Below are 20,461 nucleotides of genomic sequence, written 5' to 3' on the forward strand. Positions count from 1 at the left end.
AGACGCCGGACCGATACGCGTGGCGATCAGCTTGTCTGGGTCAATGGTTCGCGTTCGGTTTCGGGGACACGCGGCCGGGCAGCCGGTTGCGGCCGGCGAGCACGGGTGGCGATCCAGTCGTAAAGGTGAACGCCCGGCTCGCGCATCAAGGCGGTGACTACGCCGCTGACCACCAGCCCCAACACGATCAAGGGTAGCCAGGCCATCATGACGCACGCTTGCAGATTGCGGCGGCCGTACCGCAGGAGCTTGATCGGCACTTCGGCGCGCCGACCACGATGGATTCGCGGGCTACCGCGCACTGCCTGATCTTGTCTTCAATGATGTTGCACATACAAAAACTGCCGTCGCGGGCAAGCATGACTGCCCACGGCGAAAAATCAAAAATGTAATGTAGCGTAGATTATGTTTCTACAAGCTTCACGAAACGGGGTGAAATCAAAATCCGCGTGACTTTATGAACTGCCCGGCGCAGCGCAGGCATGCATGGACGGAACGCCTGACCCTATGCCCGCTACACGTTGGGAAACTTCTCCACGATCTCCAACACGCCGTTGATGACGAACTGCACGCCCATGCAGACCAGCAGGAATCCCATCACGCGTGAGATCGCCTCGACACCGCTCTTGCCGATGACGGCGACGATGCGACCCGCGAAATGCAGGCAGACCCAGAACAAGAGCCCCAGCAGCGCAAACACGATGACCGGGGCCACGCCCACCACCCAACGCGCATAGTCCGGTGCAATGGCCGAATCGACCGACGACGCGCCACTGATGATCATGGCGATCGTGCCGGGTCCCGCCGTGCCGGGCAGCGCAAGGGGCACGAATGCGATGTTGGGGCTCTGGCGCTCCTGCGCGTCGGCCGCGGCCTCGGCCTCCAGGGCGCGCGGCTGGTCCGACGGAAACAGCATGCTGAAGCCGATGCTGACCACGATCAGTCCGCCCGCAATGCGCAGGCCGGGGATGGAAATGCCGAAGGTGTGCATCAGCAGCGCGCCGGCGTAGTAGGTCACCAGCATGATCCCGACCACGTAGAACGCCGCCTGGGTCACCTGCTTCTGCCGTTCCTTGAACGGTATCTGCTGGCCAAGCGACAGCAGCAGCGTCATGGACGTCAGCGGATTGGCCAGCGGCAGCATCAGCGCCAGACCCAGGCTGACGAGCTTGCCCAGTTGAATCAGTTCATCAATCATGTCCGCTCGCTAGAGTGTGCGCGCCGTCTACTCTACCTCACGCGGCCCCGCAGCTCGGTCCACGAGCCGCGGCTGACCAGCGCGACCCAGAACGCCCCTCACCGTGACCACGCCGCGGCCATCGCCATGAGCATCGGCGCGGCTAATCATCAGCATCCATTAAACTGATGCAATTCCCGCAGCGGGCCGTGCTGCCTAGCATACAAGCGCCCGTTGCCTGCGGCTCTGCCGCGGCGCATTGCCATTGCCACCCGGAGTTTCCTCTTGACCGACCTCTTCCAATTCAGCCGCGGCACCGCCCCGCTGCTGATCTCCATTCCCCACCTCGGCAGCCAGATTCCCGACGCGCAGCGTCCGCACATGACGGACGTTGCCCTGCAATCCGGCGACACCGACTGGCATCTGGACACCCTGTACCAGTTCGCCCAGGCGTTGGGCGCGTCCGTGCTGGGCGCGCGCTATTCGCGTTACGTGGTCGACCTGAACCGCCCGCCCAACGACGAAAGCCTGTATCCCGGGCAGACCAAGACCGGCCTGTGCCCCACCCAGGCCTTTCGCGGCGATGCGCTTTACCAGAACGACGCTGTGCTGACCGACGCGGAACGCGCCCAGCGCCTGGAGGCGTACTGGAAGCCCTATCACGCCAAGCTGCAAGAAGAAATCGACCGCATAAAGGCCGAGCACGGCACGGTGCTGCTATGGGAAGCCCACTCTATCGCCAGCGTGCTGCCGCGCCTTTTTGAGGGCAAGCTGCCCGACCTCAACATCGGCACGTCCGACGGCGCTTCCTGCGCGCCCGATATCCTGGCCGCCGTGCATGAACAGTTGAACGGCTGCAAGGATTACACCTGGGCCGTCAATGGCCGTTTCAAGGGCGGCTACATCACGCGCCACTACGGTTCGCCGGCTGACAACGTGCACGCCATCCAGCTCGAGATGTGCCAGTCCACCTACATGGACGAAACATACCCGTACGGCTATCGCCCCGATCTGGCCGACAAGGTCATTCCGGTGGTCGAAGGCATGGTGACTGCCGCGCTGCGCCAGACCACCGCGCGCCAGCGCTAAGCCTTGTTGAAACGCCGCCGGACGCCCACGCCATGAACCGCTTTTCGTTCACCAGCACGGAAAACTATCCGGAATGGAGCCTGCTGTTGACGTGGGTGGCGGTGGTGGAAGCGGCGTCGGTCTCGGGCGCGGCGCGGCTGTTGGGTTTTTCGCAGGCGGCCGTGTCGCAGCGGATCAAGCAGCTTGAAGCCGCCATGTCGACCGAACTGCTGGACCGCAGCACCCGCCCTGCCCGGCCCACGCCGGCTGGCGAACTGCTGTTCGAACACGCCGCGCGGCTGCTGGCGCAGGCCGGCGACATGACGGAAAGCGTGCGCAACCTTAGCCGGGCCAAGCGCAACTTCGTGCGCTTCGGCTGCGTGGACTCGTTTGCCGGCACGCTGGGACCGACCCTGATCCACGGCCTGTCCGGCGCGTCGCGCCAGATCCGGCTGTGGTCGGGCATCACGCCCGTACTGGACAAGCAGCTGGAAGACCGGCAGCTAGACCTCGTCGTCACCACCAGCGCATCGGCAGGAAAGCCCACCATCCGCAAGTACAGTCTGTTCAGCGAGCCCTACGTGCTGATCGTGCCGCGCTCGATGAGCATGGACAGGATCAACACACTGAAGGAGCTGGGCCAGCGCGCCCAGTTCATCCGCTATAGCGCGCGTTCGTTCATCGGCGCCGAGATCGACCGGCTGGTCGAGTCGCACGGCGTGATGATCGAGCGTACCTACGAATTCGACAATACCGATCCGCTGCTCAGCCTGGTCACGGCCGGGCTGGGCTTTGGCATCAGCACGCCGCTGTGCATCTGGCAGTCGCGCCATTTTTTGGACCAGTTGCGCGTCCTGCCGCTGGCGCCCTTCCTGGGCGCGGCGCGAGCCGACGATCCCGCGCTGTCGCGCACGCTGTATCTGGCCGCGCGCCAGCAGGAGGTGGGCAAGCTGCCCGCCGAGGCGCGCGACGTGATCCTGATGGCGATGGAGCGCCTGATCCAGAAAGAACTGGCCCCGGCGCTGGGGCTGCCGCCGGCCACGCTGTGGCGCAGCCTGCGGCGTTGACGTAAAGCCCGCGGCGCCCCGAACGCGGTGTTCGGCAGCGAAGGGCTGCCTGCGGCGTTGGCGCGTTCTGCGGCGCCAACGCCGCTTCCATCACGGCAGCGAGGACGTCAGCGCCGGCACGGCTTCGAACAGGTCGCCCACCAGCCCGTAATCCGCCACGCCGAAGATCGGCGCGTCGCCGTCCTTGTTGATGGCGACGATGACCTTGGAATCCTTCATGCCCGCCAGATGCTGGATCGCGCCCGAAATCCCGACGGCCACGTACAGGTCCGGCGCGACGATCTTGCCGGTCTGGCCGACCTGCCAGTCGTTCGGCGCATAACCCGCGTCGACAGCGGCGCGCGAGGCGCCCAGCGCCGCGCCCAGCTTTTCGGCCAGGGGATCGAGCAGCTTGAAGTTTTCCGCGCTACCCAGGCCGCGTCCGCCCGACACCACGGCGCGCGCGCCGCCCAGGTCGGGGCGTTCTGACACCGCGATCTCGCGGCTGATGAATCGCGACAAGCCCGCCGCCGTCACGGCCTCGACCGCTTCCACCGTGGCGCTGCCGCCGTCGCCAGACACCGGATCAAATGCCGTGGGACGGATCGTGGCCACGACCACCGGATAACCGCTCTTGACCGTCGCGATCGCGTTGCCGGCGTAGATCGGACGCTTGAACGTGTCCGGCGCCAGCACGTCGATGACGTCCGACACCTGCGCCACGTCGAGCAAGGCGGCGATGCGCGGCGCCACGCTCTTGCCCTGCGCCGTCGCGGCCAGGAAGACGTGCGAGTAGCCGGCGGCCGCCGCCACGGCCTGCGCGGCCACGGCTTCCGGCAGGCCATCGGCAAGCTGCGGCGCCTGCGCCAGCAGCACCTTTGCCACCCCGGCGACCCGTGCAGCCGCCTCGGCCACCGGCTGCGCGCCCTCGCCCGCGACCAGTACGTGGACCGGCATGTCCAGCCTGCCCGCGGCAGAAATGGCGTTGAGCGTGGCGCCATTCAGCGCCCGATTATCGTGTTCGGCAATAACAAGGACAGTCATCAGATCACCTTGGCTTCGTTCTTCAGTTTGTCGACCAGCGCGGCCACGTCGGCAACCTTGATGCCGGGTGCGCGCGCTGCCGGCTCTTCGACGCGCAGCGTCTGCAGGCGGGAAACCGGGTCCACGCCCAGCGCGTCCGGCGTTTCCACATCCAGCGGCTTCTTCTTGGCCTTCATGATGTTGGGCAACGTGACATAGCGCGGCTCGTTCAGGCGCAGGTCTGCCGTCACAATGGCAGGCAGCGTCAGTTCCACCACTTCCAGGCCGCCGTCCACCTCGCGCGTCACGCGCGCCGTGCCGTCGCCGATGGCGATGGCGCTGGCGTTGGTGGCCTGCGGCCAGCCCAGCAGGGCCGCCAGCATCTGGCCGGTCTGGCACGCGTCGTCGTCGATGGCCTGCTTGCCCAGGATCACCAGCGCAGGCGCTTCCTTGACCACGACGGCGCGCAGCAGCTTGGCGACTTCCAGCGGCTGCAAGGCGGCATCCGTCTGCACCAGCACGCCGCGGTCGGCGCCGATGGCCAGCGCGGTGCGCAACGTCTCCTGCGACTGCGCCGTGCCGCACGACACGGCCACGACTTCAGCCGCCGCGCCCTGCTCTTTCAGGCGCACGGCCGCCTCGACGGCGATTTCATCGAACGGGTTCATCGACATCTTCACGTTGCCGATGTCCACGCCGCTCTGGTCGGCCTTGACGCGCACGTTGACGTTGTAGTCAACCACGCGCTTGACCGCGGCAAGTACCTTCATGGAAACACTCCTGAGTGAAAGGAATCAACGGACGCCCCGGGTTGTGACTGGGACGGCTGTAGTTTGGTCAGTCCGGGAAGCTTTTCTGGACGGTGATGTCCAGGATCACGGTGAAGTCGGTTTGCGTGGCTGGGGCGCCGGGGGTGGCGACGCCCGGCGTGTCGACGCCCGGCATTTCCACGCCGCGCGTCATCTCGTATGCCTCCGCCGTCACCCGCACCCGCGTAACCTCGAGTCCGTCCGAGCCGGCCGGCAACGCGCCGACCTCGCAGCAACCGGACGCCGACCCCGAACAGGTCACCGACGCCCTCGCTCCGCCGCGCAAGACAAAGAGATTCAGCACCTGCACCGGTCCGCCCACCAACGTGGATTGCCGCAACGCATCGCCGCCAAACACCGCCGGTTCACGCAGCCGCAATGGCACGGCCACACCCTCGCCTTGCAGCATCACGCCCTCGCCCGCCAGCACGACCGACACGCGGTCATACCCGGGAAACCGTGAATAAGGCCCGTCACGTTCGATATCGGCGATGCTGACGCGCCAGCGCCCGGCCGGATCCGCCGCCAGCGTGCGCGTGACACCCCCGCCGTTCTTCCACGGCTCGGGCGGCAGCGCCAACCAGCTGGCTTGCACCGGACCGCGCGGATCAGGAGACTGCGCCAAGGCCGTACTTCCCGGTCAACAGTGCGCCGCGCTGAAAGCGCCCCAATTCGTAAGGCGTGAGCGACACGTCGGTCGCCAGACCCAGCGCTTCTTGGGCCAGCACGCGGCCCACGGTGGGCGACAGCTTGAAGCCGTGGCCTGAAAACCCAAAGCCCACGATCAGCCCTTCGACCCCCGGCACACGGCCCAGCACGGGGTTCCAGTCGGGCGTCACGTCGTAGACACCGGTCCACGACGATGCCAGTCCGGCGGCCTCATACGCGGGGAAGCGGTCCGCCACCTGCGCGCCCACCTCGGCCACGTAATCCAGCGGAATGTCGCCCTGCTCGGCGTCGCTCTTTTGCAGCGCCTCGCCGACGATGCCTTCGCTGACCAGCATCTGGTTGCCGCCATAGCTACGGCAATACAGCATGCCGGGCGAGGCCAGGTCCTTGAAGACCGGCATCGAATACGTATAGGGCGCCGCGTCGCACTCCAGCGCCAGCACGGCGTGGCGCTCCGGCACGACGGGCATGGTCACGCCGGTCCAGCCGGCAAGTTCCGGCGTCCAGATGTTCTGCGTGCTGATGACGAGCGGCGCGCTGTAGTCGCCTTCGGACGTCACCACGCCCGTTACGCGCCCGTTGTCGATGATCAGGCGCTGGACGTTGACGTTTTCGCGGATGGTGACGCCGCGGCGGCGGGCGCCGCGCGCAAAGCTGGTGGCCACCAGATACGCGTCCGCAAAGCCCGCCTCGGGCTCATAGCCGATCAGCGCGGCGTTGTCGAAGGACGCAATGGGCAGCAGCTCACGCGCCTGCGCGGCATTCAGCAATTCCAGCGCGATGCCCTGCGCCTGCTGCTGCGCCAGCGCGCCGCGTAGCGGTTCCAGCTTGTCGTCGTCGGCGGCGGTGATCAGGTAGCCGCACTTGACCAGGCCGCACGAGGCCTCTTCGTCGCCCAGATAGCTGGCGAAATTGTTGAACACGCTCCACGAACGCTGGGCCAGCTCCACGTTCTCGCGCACGGAATAATGCGTGCGCAGGATGCCGGACGACTGCGACGTGGTGCCCGCGCCGATGGTCTCGCGGTCCAGCACCAGCACGTTCTTCGCGCCGAGTTCGGCCAGGTGAAACGCCACCGAACTGCCGATCACGCCGGCACCAATCACGATCACGTCAAAACTTTTCACGACAAGGCTCCAAGGACAAGTGCGGCGAGTGTGGACCCGCCGTTTCGGAGCTGAAGAAATTTAAGCGCCGCTGATGTTGACCATCGCCGCTCCTTATATTCATGCCGCCGCCAGGCGCTCGGGCGAAAGTCTCGTCTGCCGCACCCCAGAGTGCCGGCGACATGGAATCTATCGGTCAATCTACATTCAAAGTAGGGGAAAAATATGAACATGAATCGCCGCGCCATGCTGGTGCGCACCGCTGCACTTGCGGGCGCAAGCGCCCTGGGATTTCCGATGATCGGCCGCGCCGCCGGCGCGTCCTACACCTATGGCGGCTCGGCCTGGCTGGGCCATTACTCCGCCTACATCGCGATGAAGACGGGGCTGTTCGCCAAGCAGGGTCTGGACATCAAGTGGCAGAGCTTTGCCACGTCGTCGGACCGCATGAGCGCGGTGATGGCGGGCAACGTCGATCTGGCGGGCACCGGCGTGGTGTCGTCGCTGGCGCTGATGGCCGCGGGCGCGCGCCAGTTTCAGGTCATCGCCACCCCCAACAACTTCGGCCGTGCCGAAGGCGTGCTGGTGCGCGACAACGTCAAATCCGTTGCCGACCTGAAGGGCAAGAAGATCGGCGTCACGTACGCCTCCAGCGCCCACGTGCTGCTGCTGGACGTGCTGCGCCAGGCCGGCCTGAATCCCGATCGCGATGTCTCAATCATCAACCTGCCCGCGACCAACCTGCTGTCTGCCTACCAGGGCAACCAGATCGACGCGGCCGTGGCCTGGACGCCGGCGTTTGACCGCATCAAGGCCGTGCCGGGCACGCATGTGCTGCTGGACGACACCGCGTTCTCGCTCTACAAGCAATACGCCATCACCCCCGGACCCGACGTGCTGCTGACGCACGCCAAGCTGGGCAAGGAAAATCCGGACGCCGTGCGCAAGTTCCTGCAGGCGGTGTTCCAGGCCAACGCCATGCTGACGAACCAGCCCGAGGAAGCGGCCGGCGTGCTGCTGGAACTGACCGGGCTGTCTAAGGACGAGCAGCTGGCCGTCATCAAGCAGACGCAGTGGTATTCGGCTGAAGACCAGAAAGCGCTGATGATCGAGCCCGGCAACTTCGTGAACGGCATGCAGAAGCTGGCCGAGATGCTGGTGTCGCTCAAGCAGATCGACCGCGCGCCCACCGTCAAGGACTGGGTCCAGTCCTCGTACCTCTAAGCTCGGGACAGTCTGCCTATGTCCACACGTTCGTCATCCCGCGAAACGCGCCTGCTCTGGGTCAGCGTGTTTTCGCTGCTGGGTTTTCTGCTGATGTGGGAAGGCCTGTGCCGTGCCGGCGCGGTCGACCCCATCTTCCTGCCCGCGCCGTCCCAGGTCTTGGCGCGCGCGCTTTCCATGTCCGACCAGGGCACGCTGTTCTACAACGTGCTGGCCTCCACGCGCCGCGTCATGGTGGGCTTTCTGGCTGCCGTGATCGTGGCGATTCCCCTGGGCATCCTGCTGGGCACGTCGAAGGTGGCGCGCGCCGTCTTCGATCCCATCATCTCGTTCCTGCGCCCCCTGCCATCCATGAGCTGGATTCCGCTGTCGCTGCTGTGGTTCGGCATCACCGAAACGCAGAAGTACAGCATCGTGTTCATGGGATCCTTCGTGCCCGCGTTGCTGTACGTGATGGAGGCCTCGCGCAGCATCGACCCCGTGTTGGTGCGCGCCGCGCGCAACCTGGGCGCCAACCGCTGGCAGGTCATGCGCGAGGTGCTGTTTCCGGGCTGTCTGCCGCAGATCCTGTCGGGCATGAAGATCATCCTGGGCCTGTCCTGGACCTGCGTGATCTCGGCCGAGCTGGTGGCGTCCAAGGAAGGCCTGGGCTTCATGATCATGAACGGCAAGGAATTCTTCCAGACCGACACCGTAGTGCTGGGCATGGTACTGATCAGTTTCACCGTGCTGGTGACCGATCTGTGTTTGCGGCTTCTTGAACGATGGGTGCTGGCATGGCAGCGATGAACGACACGATGATCCGGCTGACGGACGTCTCCAAGGCCTACGGCGAAGTGCCGGTGCTGGACAAGGTCAACCTGGAGGTCAAACGCGGAGAATTCCTGGTGCTGCTGGGCGCCTCGGGCTGCGGCAAATCGACACTGCTGAACCTGATGGCAGGCTTCATCACGCCCAACACCGGGTCGGTGGAGATCAACGGCAAAAAGGTCACCGACGTGACCGCCGCCTGCGGCATGGTGTTCCAGCAGTACGCGCTGTTTCCGTGGCGCACGGTGCAGGAGAACGTGGAGTTCGGCCTGAAGATGCGCGGCATGTCGCGCCAGGAGCGCGCGCCGATCGCCCGCAAGTTCATCGAGATGGTGGGCCTGAAGCACGCGGCGGACAAGTATCCGCACGCGCTGTCGGGCGGGATGAAGCAGCGCGTGTCGATTGCGCGCGTGCTGGCCAACGACCCGGACGTGATGCTGTTCGACGAGCCGTTCGCGGCGCTTGATGCGATGACCCGGCAGGTGCTGCAGGACCAATTGCTGTCGATCTACGAGCAGAGCGGCAAGACCATCGTCTTCATCACGCACTCCATCGACGAGGCGCTGACCCTGTCGACGCGCATGGCCGTCATGGGTTCCAAGCCCGGCCGCATCGTGCAGGACATCCAGAACGACCTGCCGCATCCGCGCAGCGCGGACGTGCAGTTGTCGCCGCGATTCGTGGAACTGAAGCGGGCGATCTGGGAGCGCGTGCAGGAGGAAGTAACGCGCAGCATGGAGTTGACGGCCGATTAACCGCGCCGCGTGCGCGATCCGGCTGGACGATCTTGATGCTCGGCGTGAACGTCAGGCGGGGCAAGGCTGCCGAATAGGCCGTCGAGGCTTTGCCACGCGCCTGTGCTGCGGCCTTCCTCGGCCAGAAACTCCACCAGCGCAGGCAATGACGGATCCATCGGCCGGTTGGCGTGGATGCGCATGACATAGCCCCACGAGCCCGGCATGCGCAGATGCGGCATCAGCGGCACCAGCCGGCCGCTCGCCAGATCTTCGTCGATCAGCGGCGCGCGGCCCAGCGCGATACCCACCCCTGCCGCCGCGGCGGCCACCACGGTGCTCAAGCCGCTCAGCACCATCGGATCCTGCCAATCATCCGGCGCAATCCCCAGCCGGGGTCCCCACGTGCGCCAATCGGTCTCCGGGCTGTCGATGTGCTTTTCTTCCAGCCAGCGGTGGCGCAGGAACACGCGCGGGTCATTGCGGTCGGCCTCGGGCACCAGCGCCGGACTGCATACCGGCACCACGGTCTCGGTCATGAGCGGAATGTCGCCCGGCGCCGCAATGTGCGGCCCCATCGCGCGCACGTGCAGGAAGGCCAGGTCGATGTCCTGGGTTTTCCAGGCTGGATCCTGGCTGGCGTGCAGATACACCTGGATGTCGATGTCCGGATGCAGTTCGATGAAGCGGCCGATGCGCGGCGCCAGCCACAGCGCGGCCAGCGACGGGTTGGCGGACACGTTCAGGGTGTAGCGCCGCTTGCCGCGGGCGCTGGCCCGGACATTGCGGCAGGCGGTTTCCAATAGGGTCAAGGCCTGTTGTACGGAAGCCAGCAACGCAGCACCCGCCTCGGTGGTTTCAGCGCGCCGCACGGTGCCGCCCCGGCGCAGCAGCGAGGTTCCCAAGTCGGCTTCCAGCGCCCGCAACTGATGGCTGACTGCGCTTTTCGTGACGTTGAGCTCGGCAGCCGCGCGGCTCAGGCTGCCCAGGCGGGCCACGGCTTCGAAGGCGCGCAACGCGGCCAGCGGCGGCGTGCGGGTAGAGGAATCGGACATCGGTTGAGTTTATCTCAACCCTTGATTGAAAATTCATCGCTTTCGCGCGCGCGCCGGATCGGGGACGATGCAGGCTCTGGATGGAGTAATGCTATGTATTTCGATTCGAGGCTGTGGCGTCTGACCGAGGGTCTGCGTGCCGGCATGGCAGGCGGCATCTTTCTGGGCCTGTTGGCGCTGGCGGCCGGGATTGCGCGGTACGTGTTCCTGGGACAGTTGCTCGCACGCGTGTTCGACGGGGCGCCGTGGCAGGAATGGGCAATGCCGGCGCTATGCGTGGCGGCCATGGTGCTGCTGCGGGCGTTGCTGGACGACTGGCGCACGGTGCAGGCCAACCGCACATCCGCTGCCATCCAGCACACGCTGCGCGCGAAGCTGTATGACCGCATCGTCGCGTTGGGACCGGCATGGTTCGCCAACCAGCGCACGGGCGGCGTCATGCTGACCGTGGTGGACGGCGTCGAACAGTTGCAGACCTTCTTCGGACAGTATCTGCCGCAGGTCGCCATCGCGGCCGCCGCACCCTTTGCCATCTTTGCCGTCATCGCGTTCTGGGACGTGCCGACCGCCCTCGTCTTCCTGGCCGCCGCGCTTTTCGCGCTGTTCGGGCCGATGGCGGTGCACATGCTGGACCGCCGTGCCAGCCTGGCGCGCAGCCGGTCGCTCAACGAATTCGGTGAAGAGTTCCTGGACGCGGTCCAGGGCCTGCCCACGCTCAAGTCGTATGGCCAGGGCAAGGCCTGGGGCGAGCGGCTTGCCGCCCGCGCGCGCAGTCTGTCCGACAACACGTTCTGGGTGCTGTCCGTCAGCCTGCTGACGCGCGGCATCAGCGACCTGGGCGTGGCGCTGGGCGCCGCGCTGGCGCTGACGCTGGGCGCCTGGCGCGTGACCGCCGGCGACATGAGCGTCGAGGCGCTCTTGATCGTGCTGATGGCGGGCACCGAGATTTTCCGCCCGCTGCGCGATCTGCGCGCGGTGCTGCACCGGGGCATGCTGGGCCAGTCGGCCGCCGCCAGCATTCACGCGTTGATGGATGCACAGCCGCTGACGCCCGCCCCCGACGCGCGCGCCGCGCAAGCGGGCCCTGCGCGCCTGGCGCCGACCATCGAGTTCGACGACGTCGCCTTTTCGTACACGCCCGAACGCGCCGCCCACCGCGGCCTGGCGTTCCGCATTGCGGCGGGCGAACGGGTCGGCGTGGTCGGCCCCAGCGGCGCGGGTAAATCCACCATCGTGCGGCTTCTGCTGCGCGAATGCGTGCCGCAATCCGGCGCGGTCCGCGTGGGCGGGCACGACGTCAACGCGCTGGACACGCAGTTCCTCTTGTCACACATCGCGCTGGTCAGCCAGGACATCACGCTATTTCACGGCACCATCGACGACAACCTGCGGCTGGGCCGCCCCGACGCAACGCTTGATGAGGTGCGCGCCGCCGCCCGCGCCGCCAACATCGACGACTTCATCATGGCGCTGCCGGACGGCTACGCCACGCGCATTGGCGAGCGCGGCCTGCAATTGTCGGGCGGCCAGCGCCAGCGCGTGGCGATCGCCCGCGCCCTGCTGCGCGACGCGCCCATCCTGATCCTGGACGAGGCGCTTTCGTCGGTCGACACCGAGAACGAGGCGCTGATCCAGCAGGCGCTGGACCGCCTCATGGCCGGCCGCACGACGCTGATCCTGGCGCACCGGCTGGCCAGCGTAATCGGCGCGGACCGCATCCTGGTGCTGGACCAGGGCCGCGTGGCCGAAGCCGGACCGCATGCCGACCTGATGCGCGAGAAAGGGCTGTACTACCGCCTGATGCACGAACAGGCGGCCGCGCACCGCAACCCGGCCGCCGGCTCCCTGCCCTCGGCACAGCAGGCGGCGGGCGATCCCGCCGCTGAGCCCGACGACGGCAACGCGCCCGGTCCGGCCCTGCGGTCGCTGGACGCGGATGCCGGTCACGTCGGCTGGCGCGCCACACTGGGCACCCTGCTGTCGGTGGTGCGCCCATGGCGCGGCACGCTCATCGCGACCATTCTGCTGGGCGTGGCGCGTGTCGCCGCCTTCATCGGCGTGGGCGTGTTCAGCGCCCTGATCGTGGCCGCCATCCGCGACGGCGGCGATACCACCGCGCTGATCGTCGGCCTGCTGATCGCCGCGCCGCTGGCCGCGCTATTCCACTGGCTGGAATCGTGGCTGGCGCATGCGATGGCCTATCAGCTTCTGGCCGACATGCGCGTCAAGCTCTACGACAAGCTGGAACGGCTGGCGCCCGCGTATCTGCTGCAACGCCGCTCTGGCGATCTGGTCGCGCTGGCCACGCAGGACGTGGAGATGGTCGAGTATTTCTACGCCCACACCATCGCGCCGGCCATCGTGTCCGTGCTGGTGCCGTTGTCCGTGCTGGGTTTCCTGGGGTTCTACAGTTGGCCGGTGGCGCTGGCGCTGCTGCCGTTCCTGGCCTATGCGCTGGTCTCTCCCGTGCGCGGCCGGCGCCGCGTCGATGCGTTGGGCGACAAGGCTCGCGAGGCGCTGGGTGAAATGAGCGCTCACACCACCGACACCATCCAGGGCCTGGCCGACCTGACCGCCTTCCAGGCGACGGGCCGGCGCCGCGATCAGTTCTTGAAGGTCGCCGATCACTATCGGGCGCGGCGCTTAGCCATCCTGCGCGACCTGTCCCGCCAGACGGCCTGGTTTGAAATTGCGATGGGCTTGGGCGGACTTGCGGTGGCTGTCGTGGGCGCGCTGCAGGTGCAGGCCGGTACGCTGGCGGCCGGCATGCTGCCGCTGCTGGTGCTGATCGCGCTGGCGACGTTCCTGCCGGTGTCCGAGATCTCGCAGGTCAGCCGGCAACTGGCCGACACCATCGCCGCCACGCGCCGCCTGCACGTGGTGGCCAACGAACCCGAACCGGTCGTGGATGGCCCCCTGCCCGCGCCGGTGGCGCCGCATGGCCTGTCGCTCGCGTTCGAGCGCGTCAGCTTCGCCTACCCCGGCAAGCGCCAGGACACGCTGCGGCAGCTTAGCTTCACCGCGCCCGCCGGCGCCACGGTGGCGATCGTCGGCGCCTCGGGCGCGGGCAAGAGCACGGTGGCGAGCCTGTTGCTGCGCTTCTGGGATCCCCGCGAAGGCGCAGTCAAGCTGGACGGCGTGGACGTGCGCCAACTCCAGCTCGACGGCCTGCGCGAGCGCGTGGCGCTGGTCACACAAGATACGTATCTGTTCAACGACACGCTCGAAGGCAACATCCGGCTGGCGCGTCCCGAGGCCAGCCGCGAAGATCTGATGCGTGCACTGGAACAGGCGGCGCTGGCCGACTTCTTGCAGCGTCTGCCCGAGGGGCTGGCGACGCGCGTGGGCGAACGCGGCATGCAGTTGTCGGGCGGTCAGCGGCAGCGCATCTCGATTGCGCGCGCCTTCTTGAAGAACGCGCCGGTGCTGATCCTGGACGAAGCCACGTCGCATCTGGACACGCTGTCGGAAATGCAGGTCCGCGGCGCGCTCGACGTGCTGATGCGCCACCGCACGACGCTGGTGATTGCGCATCGCCTGTCCACCATTCGCGACGCCGACCTGATCCTGGTGCTGGACCGCGGCACGCTGGCCGAGTCCGGCACGCACGACCAACTGCTGCGCAAGCAAGGCGTGTATGCGCGGCTGGCAAGCCATCAGGGCGGGTATACCGCTGCGGGCGCGGCATCGCTGCCCGGCTAGCACGGCGGTCGCGCCGCTCGTTGTGCCCGCTGATCCGCTGCGATCGTCTTGATCGCAGCGTTTGCGGCGCATGCAGCGTCGGGCGCATTTGCCCCATCCGCCGCGTTGAAAAAAACCGACATCGCATTCTGTCCCCACGCGCGGCCCGTTGATTCGCCTACATCACTTGGATAGAATCGGCAATTCGGGCCTCGCGCCCATTTCCTTTTTTCCCCTCACCCACCGACAGGGAGGCCGCATGATGTACCCCATGCCGAACGCCGTCCCGCGCGTGTCCCCGCGACGCCATTAAGTCGTCGCCCGCGCGGCACCATCGCCAGTTCCGTACTTGGCGACCGGTCCGCCGTGCCCATTTGAACCCTTAACGCAGTTGCCAGCGCCCCTTCCGGCGCACGGCGTGTTTTTCCTCTTTCCTTACAAGGAACCTGGCGTGTGCTTTGCCGCCAGGCCATGGCAATGGCTAGAAAAAAAATCGATTTTCGAGGACAAGCCTTCAAGGATGTCCTGGGCTTTACCTTCCGCTATTGGGGCCGGCAGCCGCTGCGCATCGTCGTGATCGTGGCGCTGGCGCTGCTGTCCGCCGTGGCCGACGTGCTGACCCCGATGTACGCCGGCCGCCTGGTCGACGCCGTGGCATCGGGCGCGGCCGGCGACCAGCTTGCCTGGACCGCCGCCATCACCGCCTTCTGGCTACTGGTTGCGCTAGGCGTAGGCGGGACGCTGCTGCGCCAGGCGGTGTTCCAGAACATCATCACCTTCACGCTGAAGATGATGAACGGCATCGCCTCGAATGCCTTCTATCGCGTACAGCGCTTTTCGACCGACTGGCATGCCAACAGCTTCGCGGGCTCGACAGTGCGCAAAATCACGCGCGGCATGTGGGCGGTGGACCTGCTCAATGACACGTTGCTGGTGGCGCTGCTGCCGTCGGTCGTCATGCTGGTGGGCGCCACCGCGCTGCTGGGCGCGCACTGGCCGCTGATGGGGCTGGTCGTGGGCCTGGGTTCGGTGCTCTACATCGCCGTCACCGCTACGCTGTCGCTGGCGTACGTGGCGCCCGCGGCGCGCCTGGGCAATGCCTGGGATACGCGCATGGGCGGCGCGCTGGCCGATGCGGTCAGCTGCAACGCCGTGGTCAAGGCCTTTGGCGCGGAGACGCGTGAAGAAGCGCGGCTGGACCGCGTCATCGACAAGTGGCGCCGCCGCACGCGCCGCACCTGGATCCGCGCCACGTTCAACGGCGGCATCCAGGGCGCGATGCTCGTCGCCATGCAGGCCTCGATCCTGGGCGCATCGCTGCTGCTGTGGTCGCGCAACCAGGCCAGCGTGGGCGACATCACGTTCACGCTGACCATGTTCTTTGTGCTCCAAGGCTATCTGCGGGACGTGGGCATGCACATCCGCAACCTGCAGCGCTCGGTCAACGACATGGAGGAACTGGTATCGCTGGAAAAGCAGCCGCTGGGCGTGGAAGACCGGCCGGGCGCGGGCGACATTGCGGTGACGGCAGGCGAGATCCGCTTCGAAGACGTGACGTTCCGCTACGGCGCGCACAACGTCGCGCTGTACGACCGGTTCTCGGTGCGCATCGCGCCGGGCGAACGGGTGGGCCTGGTCGGCCACTCGGGTTCGGGCAAGACGACGTTCATCAAGCTGATCCAGCGCCTGTACGACGTGAACGGCGGCCGCATCACCATCGACGGGCAGGACATCGCCCAGGTGAAGCAGGCGTCGCTGCGCGGGCAGATCGCGATCGTGCAGCAGGAGCCCGTGCTGTTTCACCGGACGCTGGCGGAAAACATCGCCTATGCCCGCCCCGGCGCGTCGCAGGCCGACATCGAGCAGGCGGCCCGGCTGGCCAGTGCGCATGACTTCATCATGGCGCTGCCCAAGGGCTACGAGACGCTGGTCGGTGAACGCGGCGTGAAGCTGTCCGGCGGCGAACGCCAACGCGTGGCGATTGCGCGGGCGTTCCTGGCGGACGCGCCGATCCTCATCCTGGACGAAGCCACGTCCAGCCTGGACAGCGAAAGCGAGGTGCTGATCCAGCGCGCGATGGACCGCCTGATGGAAGGCCGCACGACGCTGGTCGTAGCGCACCGCCTGTCGACAGTCCGGGCCCTGGACCGCCTGCTGGTGATGGACCATGGCCGCGTGATCGAAGAAGGCAGCCACGACGCGCTGATCCGCCTGAAGGGCGGCCTGTACCGGCGCCTGTTCGAGCGCCAGGCGCTGGAGCTGACCAAGGGACTGGATCCCGCGGAACTGCTGGAAGACGGCGCCGTCCCGCCGCCCGCCAAGGCTGACGAGGTCGACGCAGCGTCGTTCGCCTTCGGCAAGTAACGCAGGTGCGGTGCTAAGCAATAAGGCCCGGTGCAATAAGGCCCGGCGCGATTGCGCGCCGGGCCTTATTTTGTTGCGGATTTCGACGCATAGGGCCGGTGTCTGACACCTCATTTGGTCTTACAAAACCATGGATGTCCGACTCCCCACAAGGTGCCGCGCACCTCAGGCCGGGCGATTGGCGAAGGTCAGGCGCAGGCCGAAGCCGATCAGGGCGGTGCCGAAGACCAAGCTCTGGATCTTTTGTGCGCGCGGGCTGGCGGACATCCAGCGGCCTACCGCGCCGCCCGCCAGCGCGCACAACACGTCGAACGTCAGGCCCAATCCGACGAGGATGACGCCCAGCACCGCAAACTGCTGGCCAATCGGGCCGCGCTCCGGCGACACAAACTGCGGCAGGAGCACCGAGCAGAACAGCAAGGCCTTGGGGTTGAGCACATTGGTGAGCACGCCGCTCATCAGCGCGGGTCCCCAGCCTGCATGTCGCGGCGCGGCCTCCCCGTCCAAGGGCGGAACGGCAAGCGGCGCGCGCAAGAGACGGATCCCCAGCCAAACCAGATAGCAGCCGCCCACCGTGCGCGCCGCGTCGAACGCCCACGGGTGCGTCTTGAACAAGGCCGCCAGACCCAGCGCGGCCAGCGACACGTGCGCCGCACGTGCAATAGCCAAGCCCGCCGCCACCGCCAGCGCCTGCCCGCGACCGCGCAGCAGACCGGTTTCCAGCAGAAGGATCATGTCCGGCCCGGGCACCACGTACACAATCAGCAAGGCTCCCAGAAACAACGCCATATCGGCCATGACCGCGCTCCACCGCAAGATTTCAATGGCGAGATTCTAGAAAAAAGGGGCTGGCATGTGCTTGCCATTCTTGCCAAGTCGGATACCATTCCTGGCACAACCCACCAACCCAAGCCTGAATTCCACACATCTATGCCAAAACGCCAACTCGACGCCTACGACCGCCGGATTCTGGAGGCGCTGCAGAAGAACGGCCGGCTCACTAACGTGGAGCTGGCGGACCAGATCGGCCTGTCGCCCTCGCCCTGCTTGCGGCGCGTGCGGATGATGGAAGAAGCCGGCGTCATCCAGGGCTACGAAGCGCGGCTGGATCCGCACGAGGTCGGATTAGGACTGACGGTATTCGTGGGCGTGAAGGTCGAGCGCCACCACGAGCGCGACGCCGAAATGTTCCGCAACGAGGTCAGCGCGCTGCCGGAAGTGATCGCCGCGCATCTGGTGTCCGGCGAGTCCGACTTCCTGTTGCAGGTCGTGGTGCCCGACCTGCGCGGATACGAGCAGTTCCTGCTGCATACCCTGCTGAAACTGCCCGGCGTTAAGGACATCCGCAGCAACTTCGCGATCCAGACGGTCAAGCCGCAGAGCCCGCTGCCGCTGGACCATCTGGGGCGGTGAGCGGCGCAGCGATAAAGGCTGTGCCCCCCCCTCTTCAAAGGCAGGGCCACCGCTGTGACGGCATGAACTTCGCCGCCACGGCATCGCCATCGTCGCGCCACCTCACCCCCGCGGCATGGCCGCCGCCGATACGGCCGAATCGCCGCCCTCTTGCCATGTTCACCGCCTCACCGCATGGCCGCCGCCGCCCGATCCACGGCCGCGCTGCGTCGCTCGAAACGCGCCTGCGACATCGCCAGATAGCGCTCCCCAATCGCTGGCTCGGACGTCTTGGGCGTGCCGCCCGGAAACGGCGGCTTCGGATCGTATTCGATCTGCAACTGGATCAGCTTGGCGACATCCTCGCCGCACAGCGACGCCACCACCTTCAGCCCCATGTCGATCCCCGACGTCACGCCGCCGGCCGTGAACACATTGCCGTCCACACACAGGCGCTCGTCGCTCGGCGTGGCCCCAAAGCGCGCCAGCAGTTCCCGCGCCCGCCAGTGGCTGGACGCCCGCTTGCCCCGCAGCAGCCCGGCCGCGCCCAGCAGCAGCGATCCCGTGCAGATACCGAACAGGTATTTGGCGCCCTGCCCCTGCCTGCGGGTGAAATCCACCCACGCCGGATCGACGATGGCGTCGTCCGTGCCAGGTCCGCCCGGCACGACCAGCAGGTCGCAAGGCGGCGCCGAGTCGATCGTTTGCGTAGGCACGAAGCGCAAGCCCCGGTCGCAGCGCACCGGCTCCATCGTTTTTGCGACAAAATCCACGGTAAATCCCGGCGCGTTCGCCAGCACTTCGTACGGCCCGGTCATATCCAGCTGAGTCAGCCCTTCGAACAAAACGATATTCACCTTCATGACGTTGCTCCCATGAAAACGCCAGAACCCAGCATAGGCGAACGCGCGCCGCGCGGTGCGCCAGAAAACGCGCCAATCGCGCCACAACGCGTGCTGTTCGTGCTGTATGACGGCTTCCAGCCGCTGGACCTGGCCGGACCGTGGCAGGCGTTCAGCTCGGCCAACGAAGAATCGGGCCGCCAGCTATATGCCTTGAACACGATCGCGGCATCGCCGGTGGTGACCACCTGGGAACAAGGGCTGCGCATGCAAGTGGACGGCACCTTCGAAGCGGACGACGACGCGCCCATCGACATGCTGCTGGTGCCCGGCGGCCCCGGCGTGGATCGCGCCGCGACGCACGGTGAAACCCGCGCCTGGCTACGCCGCCGCGACGCCGGCACACGCCGCACCAGCAGCGTCTGCACGGGCGCATTCGTCCTGGCCGCCGCCGGCCTGCTCGATGGCCGCGCCGTCACCACGCACTGGCGCTCCGCCGACCGGCTGCGCAAGCTTTACCCGGGACTGCGCGTCGACGACGACCGCATCTTCATCGAAAGCGGCAAATACTGGACCTCCGCGGGCGTCACAGCCGGCATCGACCTGGCGCTGGCGCTGATCGAACGCGACTTCGGCGCCGCGCTGTCCCAGCAGGTCGCGCGGCGGCTGGTGGTCTTCATGCGCCGCAACGGGGACCAACGCCAGTACAGCCAGACGCTGCGGCTGCAGGACCGCGTGGCCGCCCCATTCCGCGAACTGGTCGAAAAAATGGAAGCACGCCTGTCGGCCCGCTGGTCGGTGGACGACATGGCCGACGCCTGCGGCATGTCGCGGCGCACCTTCCAGCGCAAGTTCGCAGCACACTTCGGCGTCGCGCCGACCGAAGTGCTGCGGCGTCTGCGCGAAGAGCGCGCCGGTGCCTTGGAGGGCGCGGGGAAGATGACGAGGAAGGCCGTCGAGCAACACGTGGGTCCGGTGTTCAAGCGTCCGCGGCAGTAGTGGCAAGGCCGCGTGTCAGCAGCTATGACGGCAAGGCTGTGTTCGATCTTCGTAGGTCGCCCGACGCCGCGGTCCCGGTGGGCACGAGCGCCCACGATTGCGGTCCGGAGCCTTCGCTCGGGACGTGCCTAGGCGGCCCCCCCCTTCGTCATCTTCGTCCGCCTTTGGATCCCTTCAGATTCCCTCGGGCGCATCGACGGCGCTCGTGCCCACCGGGACCGCGACGCCGTGCTGCGAGGGTCTTTGGTTTGGGGCGCTTCAAGACCTGTGGTCAGGGCAGGAGATCTGCGAGGCCGCCGGGTTGCTGCCGCCCGGACGGCGGCAACCCGGCATTGGGTCGGTGGGACGTCGTGGCGGTGTGCGCTTGCGCGCTGGTGGGGGTTGGTTTGCTAGCGGCTCGTCGTCACGGCGGGAGGGGCTGTGATGGGCGGCGCCGCTTGAAGTAGCGAGACCGTCCGCCGC

Annotated in this window: 18 protein-coding genes; 9 read left to right on the forward strand and 9 right to left on the reverse strand. The window is 66.9% G+C overall.

Features of this window, described 5'->3' with window-relative positions:
* Window positions 1–26 precede the first annotated feature (26 nt).
* Together AC6CIE_RS09315 and AC6CIE_RS09320 are read right to left on the reverse strand one after the other, a co-directional pair.
* Window positions 27–260: a hypothetical protein gene (locus tag AC6CIE_RS09315; protein ID WP_498092094.1), complete on the reverse strand. Its 234-nt coding sequence runs from the start codon at window positions 258–260 to the stop codon at window positions 27–29.
* A gap of 254 nt (window positions 261–514) precedes the next feature.
* The gene (locus tag AC6CIE_RS09320) at window positions 515–1,198 is read right to left on the reverse strand and encodes a MarC family NAAT transporter (RefSeq protein ID WP_279975433.1); all 684 of its coding nucleotides are present in this window, start codon (window positions 1,196–1,198) and stop codon (window positions 515–517) included.
* 264 nt (window positions 1,199–1,462) lie between these two features.
* On the opposite strand from AC6CIE_RS09320, the gene hutG reads away from it, so the two are divergent.
* The gene (gene hutG / locus AC6CIE_RS09325; protein WP_175138903.1) at window positions 1,463–2,266 is read left to right on the forward strand and encodes an N-formylglutamate deformylase; all 804 of its coding nucleotides are present in this window, start codon (window positions 1,463–1,465) and stop codon (window positions 2,264–2,266) included.
* Window positions 2,267–2,298: 32 nt separating this feature from the next.
* Complete coding sequence (locus tag AC6CIE_RS09330; RefSeq protein WP_498092096.1) at window positions 2,299–3,312, forward strand: LysR family transcriptional regulator; 1,014 nt, start codon at window positions 2,299–2,301, stop codon at window positions 3,310–3,312.
* A 90-nt stretch (window positions 3,313–3,402) separates the two neighbouring features.
* Here the strand turns inward: AC6CIE_RS09330 and AC6CIE_RS09335 are convergent, their stop codons facing one another.
* The 4 genes from AC6CIE_RS09335 to AC6CIE_RS09350 all read right to left on the reverse strand — a co-directional run bounded on the left by AC6CIE_RS09335 (window position 3,403) and on the right by AC6CIE_RS09350 (window position 6,919).
* Entirely contained in the window at window positions 3,403–4,335 is a 933-nt protein-coding gene (locus tag AC6CIE_RS09335) for an electron transfer flavoprotein subunit alpha/FixB family protein (RefSeq protein ID WP_481145006.1), read from the reverse strand.
* Complete coding sequence (locus tag AC6CIE_RS09340) at window positions 4,335–5,084, reverse strand: electron transfer flavoprotein subunit beta/FixA family protein (RefSeq protein WP_191577349.1); 750 nt, start codon at window positions 5,082–5,084, stop codon at window positions 4,335–4,337. The genes AC6CIE_RS09335 and AC6CIE_RS09340 overlap by 1 nt, the downstream gene beginning before the upstream one ends.
* Before the next feature lie 67 nt (window positions 5,085–5,151).
* Window positions 5,152–5,748 (reverse strand): HutD/Ves family protein, encoded by a 597-nt coding sequence (locus tag AC6CIE_RS09345; RefSeq protein ID WP_498092098.1) that lies wholly within the window; start codon window positions 5,746–5,748, stop codon window positions 5,152–5,154.
* Entirely contained in the window at window positions 5,732–6,919 is a 1,188-nt protein-coding gene (locus AC6CIE_RS09350) for an NAD(P)/FAD-dependent oxidoreductase (protein ID WP_498092100.1), read from the reverse strand. The genes AC6CIE_RS09345 and AC6CIE_RS09350 overlap by 17 nt, the downstream gene beginning before the upstream one ends.
* A gap of 204 nt (window positions 6,920–7,123) precedes the next feature.
* Here AC6CIE_RS09350 and AC6CIE_RS09355 point away from each other — a divergent pair, with 204 nt between their 5' ends.
* The 3 genes from AC6CIE_RS09355 to AC6CIE_RS09365 are packed head-to-tail and all read left to right on the forward strand — an operon-like array spanning window position 7,124 to window position 9,687.
* Complete coding sequence (locus AC6CIE_RS09355) at window positions 7,124–8,122, forward strand: aliphatic sulfonate ABC transporter substrate-binding protein (RefSeq protein ID WP_279975427.1); 999 nt, start codon at window positions 7,124–7,126, stop codon at window positions 8,120–8,122.
* Window positions 8,123–8,140: 18 nt separating this feature from the next.
* Entirely contained in the window at window positions 8,141–8,911 is a 771-nt protein-coding gene (locus tag AC6CIE_RS09360; RefSeq protein ID WP_175124152.1) for an ABC transporter permease, read from the forward strand.
* Complete coding sequence (locus tag AC6CIE_RS09365) at window positions 8,899–9,687, forward strand: ABC transporter ATP-binding protein (RefSeq protein WP_191577345.1); 789 nt, start codon at window positions 8,899–8,901, stop codon at window positions 9,685–9,687. Before AC6CIE_RS09360 ends, AC6CIE_RS09365 begins: the two co-directional genes overlap by 13 nt.
* On the opposite strand, the gene AC6CIE_RS09370 is transcribed toward AC6CIE_RS09365, so the two are convergent.
* Complete coding sequence (locus AC6CIE_RS09370) at window positions 9,684–10,721, reverse strand: LysR substrate-binding domain-containing protein (protein WP_498092102.1); 1,038 nt, start codon at window positions 10,719–10,721, stop codon at window positions 9,684–9,686. The genes AC6CIE_RS09365 and AC6CIE_RS09370 overlap by 4 nt on opposite strands.
* A gap of 93 nt (window positions 10,722–10,814) precedes the next feature.
* Here AC6CIE_RS09370 and cydC point away from each other — a divergent pair, with 93 nt between their 5' ends.
* Together cydC and AC6CIE_RS09380 are read left to right on the forward strand one after the other, a co-directional pair.
* Window positions 10,815–14,423 (forward strand): thiol reductant ABC exporter subunit CydC, encoded by a 3,609-nt coding sequence (gene cydC / locus AC6CIE_RS09375; protein ID WP_498092103.1) that lies wholly within the window; start codon window positions 10,815–10,817, stop codon window positions 14,421–14,423.
* A gap of 456 nt (window positions 14,424–14,879) precedes the next feature.
* Complete coding sequence (locus AC6CIE_RS09380) at window positions 14,880–16,766, forward strand: ABC transporter ATP-binding protein (RefSeq protein ID WP_239214361.1); 1,887 nt, start codon at window positions 14,880–14,882, stop codon at window positions 16,764–16,766.
* Between the two features lie 165 nt (window positions 16,767–16,931).
* On the opposite strand, the gene AC6CIE_RS09385 is transcribed toward AC6CIE_RS09380, so the two are convergent.
* Complete coding sequence (locus AC6CIE_RS09385; RefSeq protein WP_498092104.1) at window positions 16,932–17,564, reverse strand: LysE family translocator; 633 nt, start codon at window positions 17,562–17,564, stop codon at window positions 16,932–16,934.
* 132 nt (window positions 17,565–17,696) lie between these two features.
* Here AC6CIE_RS09385 and AC6CIE_RS09390 point away from each other — a divergent pair, with 132 nt between their 5' ends.
* Window positions 17,697–18,179 (forward strand): Lrp/AsnC family transcriptional regulator, encoded by a 483-nt coding sequence (locus AC6CIE_RS09390; RefSeq protein ID WP_105238374.1) that lies wholly within the window; start codon window positions 17,697–17,699, stop codon window positions 18,177–18,179.
* Between the two features lie 167 nt (window positions 18,180–18,346).
* Here the strand turns inward: AC6CIE_RS09390 and AC6CIE_RS09395 are convergent, their stop codons facing one another.
* The gene (locus tag AC6CIE_RS09395; protein ID WP_498092106.1) at window positions 18,347–19,021 is read right to left on the reverse strand and encodes a DJ-1/PfpI family protein; all 675 of its coding nucleotides are present in this window, start codon (window positions 19,019–19,021) and stop codon (window positions 18,347–18,349) included.
* 90 nt (window positions 19,022–19,111) lie between these two features.
* Here AC6CIE_RS09395 and AC6CIE_RS09400 point away from each other — a divergent pair, with 90 nt between their 5' ends.
* Window positions 19,112–19,999 carry a GlxA family transcriptional regulator gene (locus AC6CIE_RS09400; protein ID WP_498092127.1) on the forward strand — a complete coding sequence of 296 codons (888 nt, stop codon included), beginning with the start codon at window positions 19,112–19,114 and terminating at the stop codon, window positions 19,997–19,999.
* The last annotated feature ends 462 nt before the right edge of the window (window positions 20,000–20,461 follow it).

The organism is Achromobacter sp. GQ309 (assembly GCF_059759315.1).

Coding starts and splice junctions, on each gene's coding strand:
- AC6CIE_RS09320 (WP_279975433.1), bottom strand. CDS start 1,198: ATGATTGATGAACTGATTCAACTGGGCAAGCTCGTCAGCCTGGGTCTG.
- AC6CIE_RS09330 (WP_498092096.1), top strand. CDS start 2,299: ATGAACCGCTTTTCGTTCACCAGCACGGAAAACTATCCGGAATGGAGC.
- AC6CIE_RS09335 (WP_481145006.1), bottom strand. CDS start 4,335: ATGACTGTCCTTGTTATTGCCGAACACGATAATCGGGCGCTGAATGGC.
- AC6CIE_RS09340 (WP_191577349.1), bottom strand. CDS start 5,084: ATGAAGGTACTTGCCGCGGTCAAGCGCGTGGTTGACTACAACGTCAAC.
- AC6CIE_RS09355 (WP_279975427.1), top strand. CDS start 7,124: ATGAACATGAATCGCCGCGCCATGCTGGTGCGCACCGCTGCACTTGCG.
- AC6CIE_RS09360 (WP_175124152.1), top strand. CDS start 8,141: ATGTCCACACGTTCGTCATCCCGCGAAACGCGCCTGCTCTGGGTCAGC.
- AC6CIE_RS09365 (WP_191577345.1), top strand. CDS start 8,899: ATGGCAGCGATGAACGACACGATGATCCGGCTGACGGACGTCTCCAAG.
- AC6CIE_RS09370 (WP_498092102.1), bottom strand. CDS start 10,721: ATGTCCGATTCCTCTACCCGCACGCCGCCGCTGGCCGCGTTGCGCGCC.
- cydC (WP_498092103.1), top strand. CDS start 10,815: ATGTATTTCGATTCGAGGCTGTGGCGTCTGACCGAGGGTCTGCGTGCC.
- AC6CIE_RS09380 (WP_239214361.1), top strand. CDS start 14,880: ATGGCTAGAAAAAAAATCGATTTTCGAGGACAAGCCTTCAAGGATGTC.
- AC6CIE_RS09385 (WP_498092104.1), bottom strand. CDS start 17,564: ATGGCCGATATGGCGTTGTTTCTGGGAGCCTTGCTGATTGTGTACGTG.
- AC6CIE_RS09390 (WP_105238374.1), top strand. CDS start 17,697: ATGCCAAAACGCCAACTCGACGCCTACGACCGCCGGATTCTGGAGGCG.
- AC6CIE_RS09395 (WP_498092106.1), bottom strand. CDS start 19,021: ATGAAGGTGAATATCGTTTTGTTCGAAGGGCTGACTCAGCTGGATATG.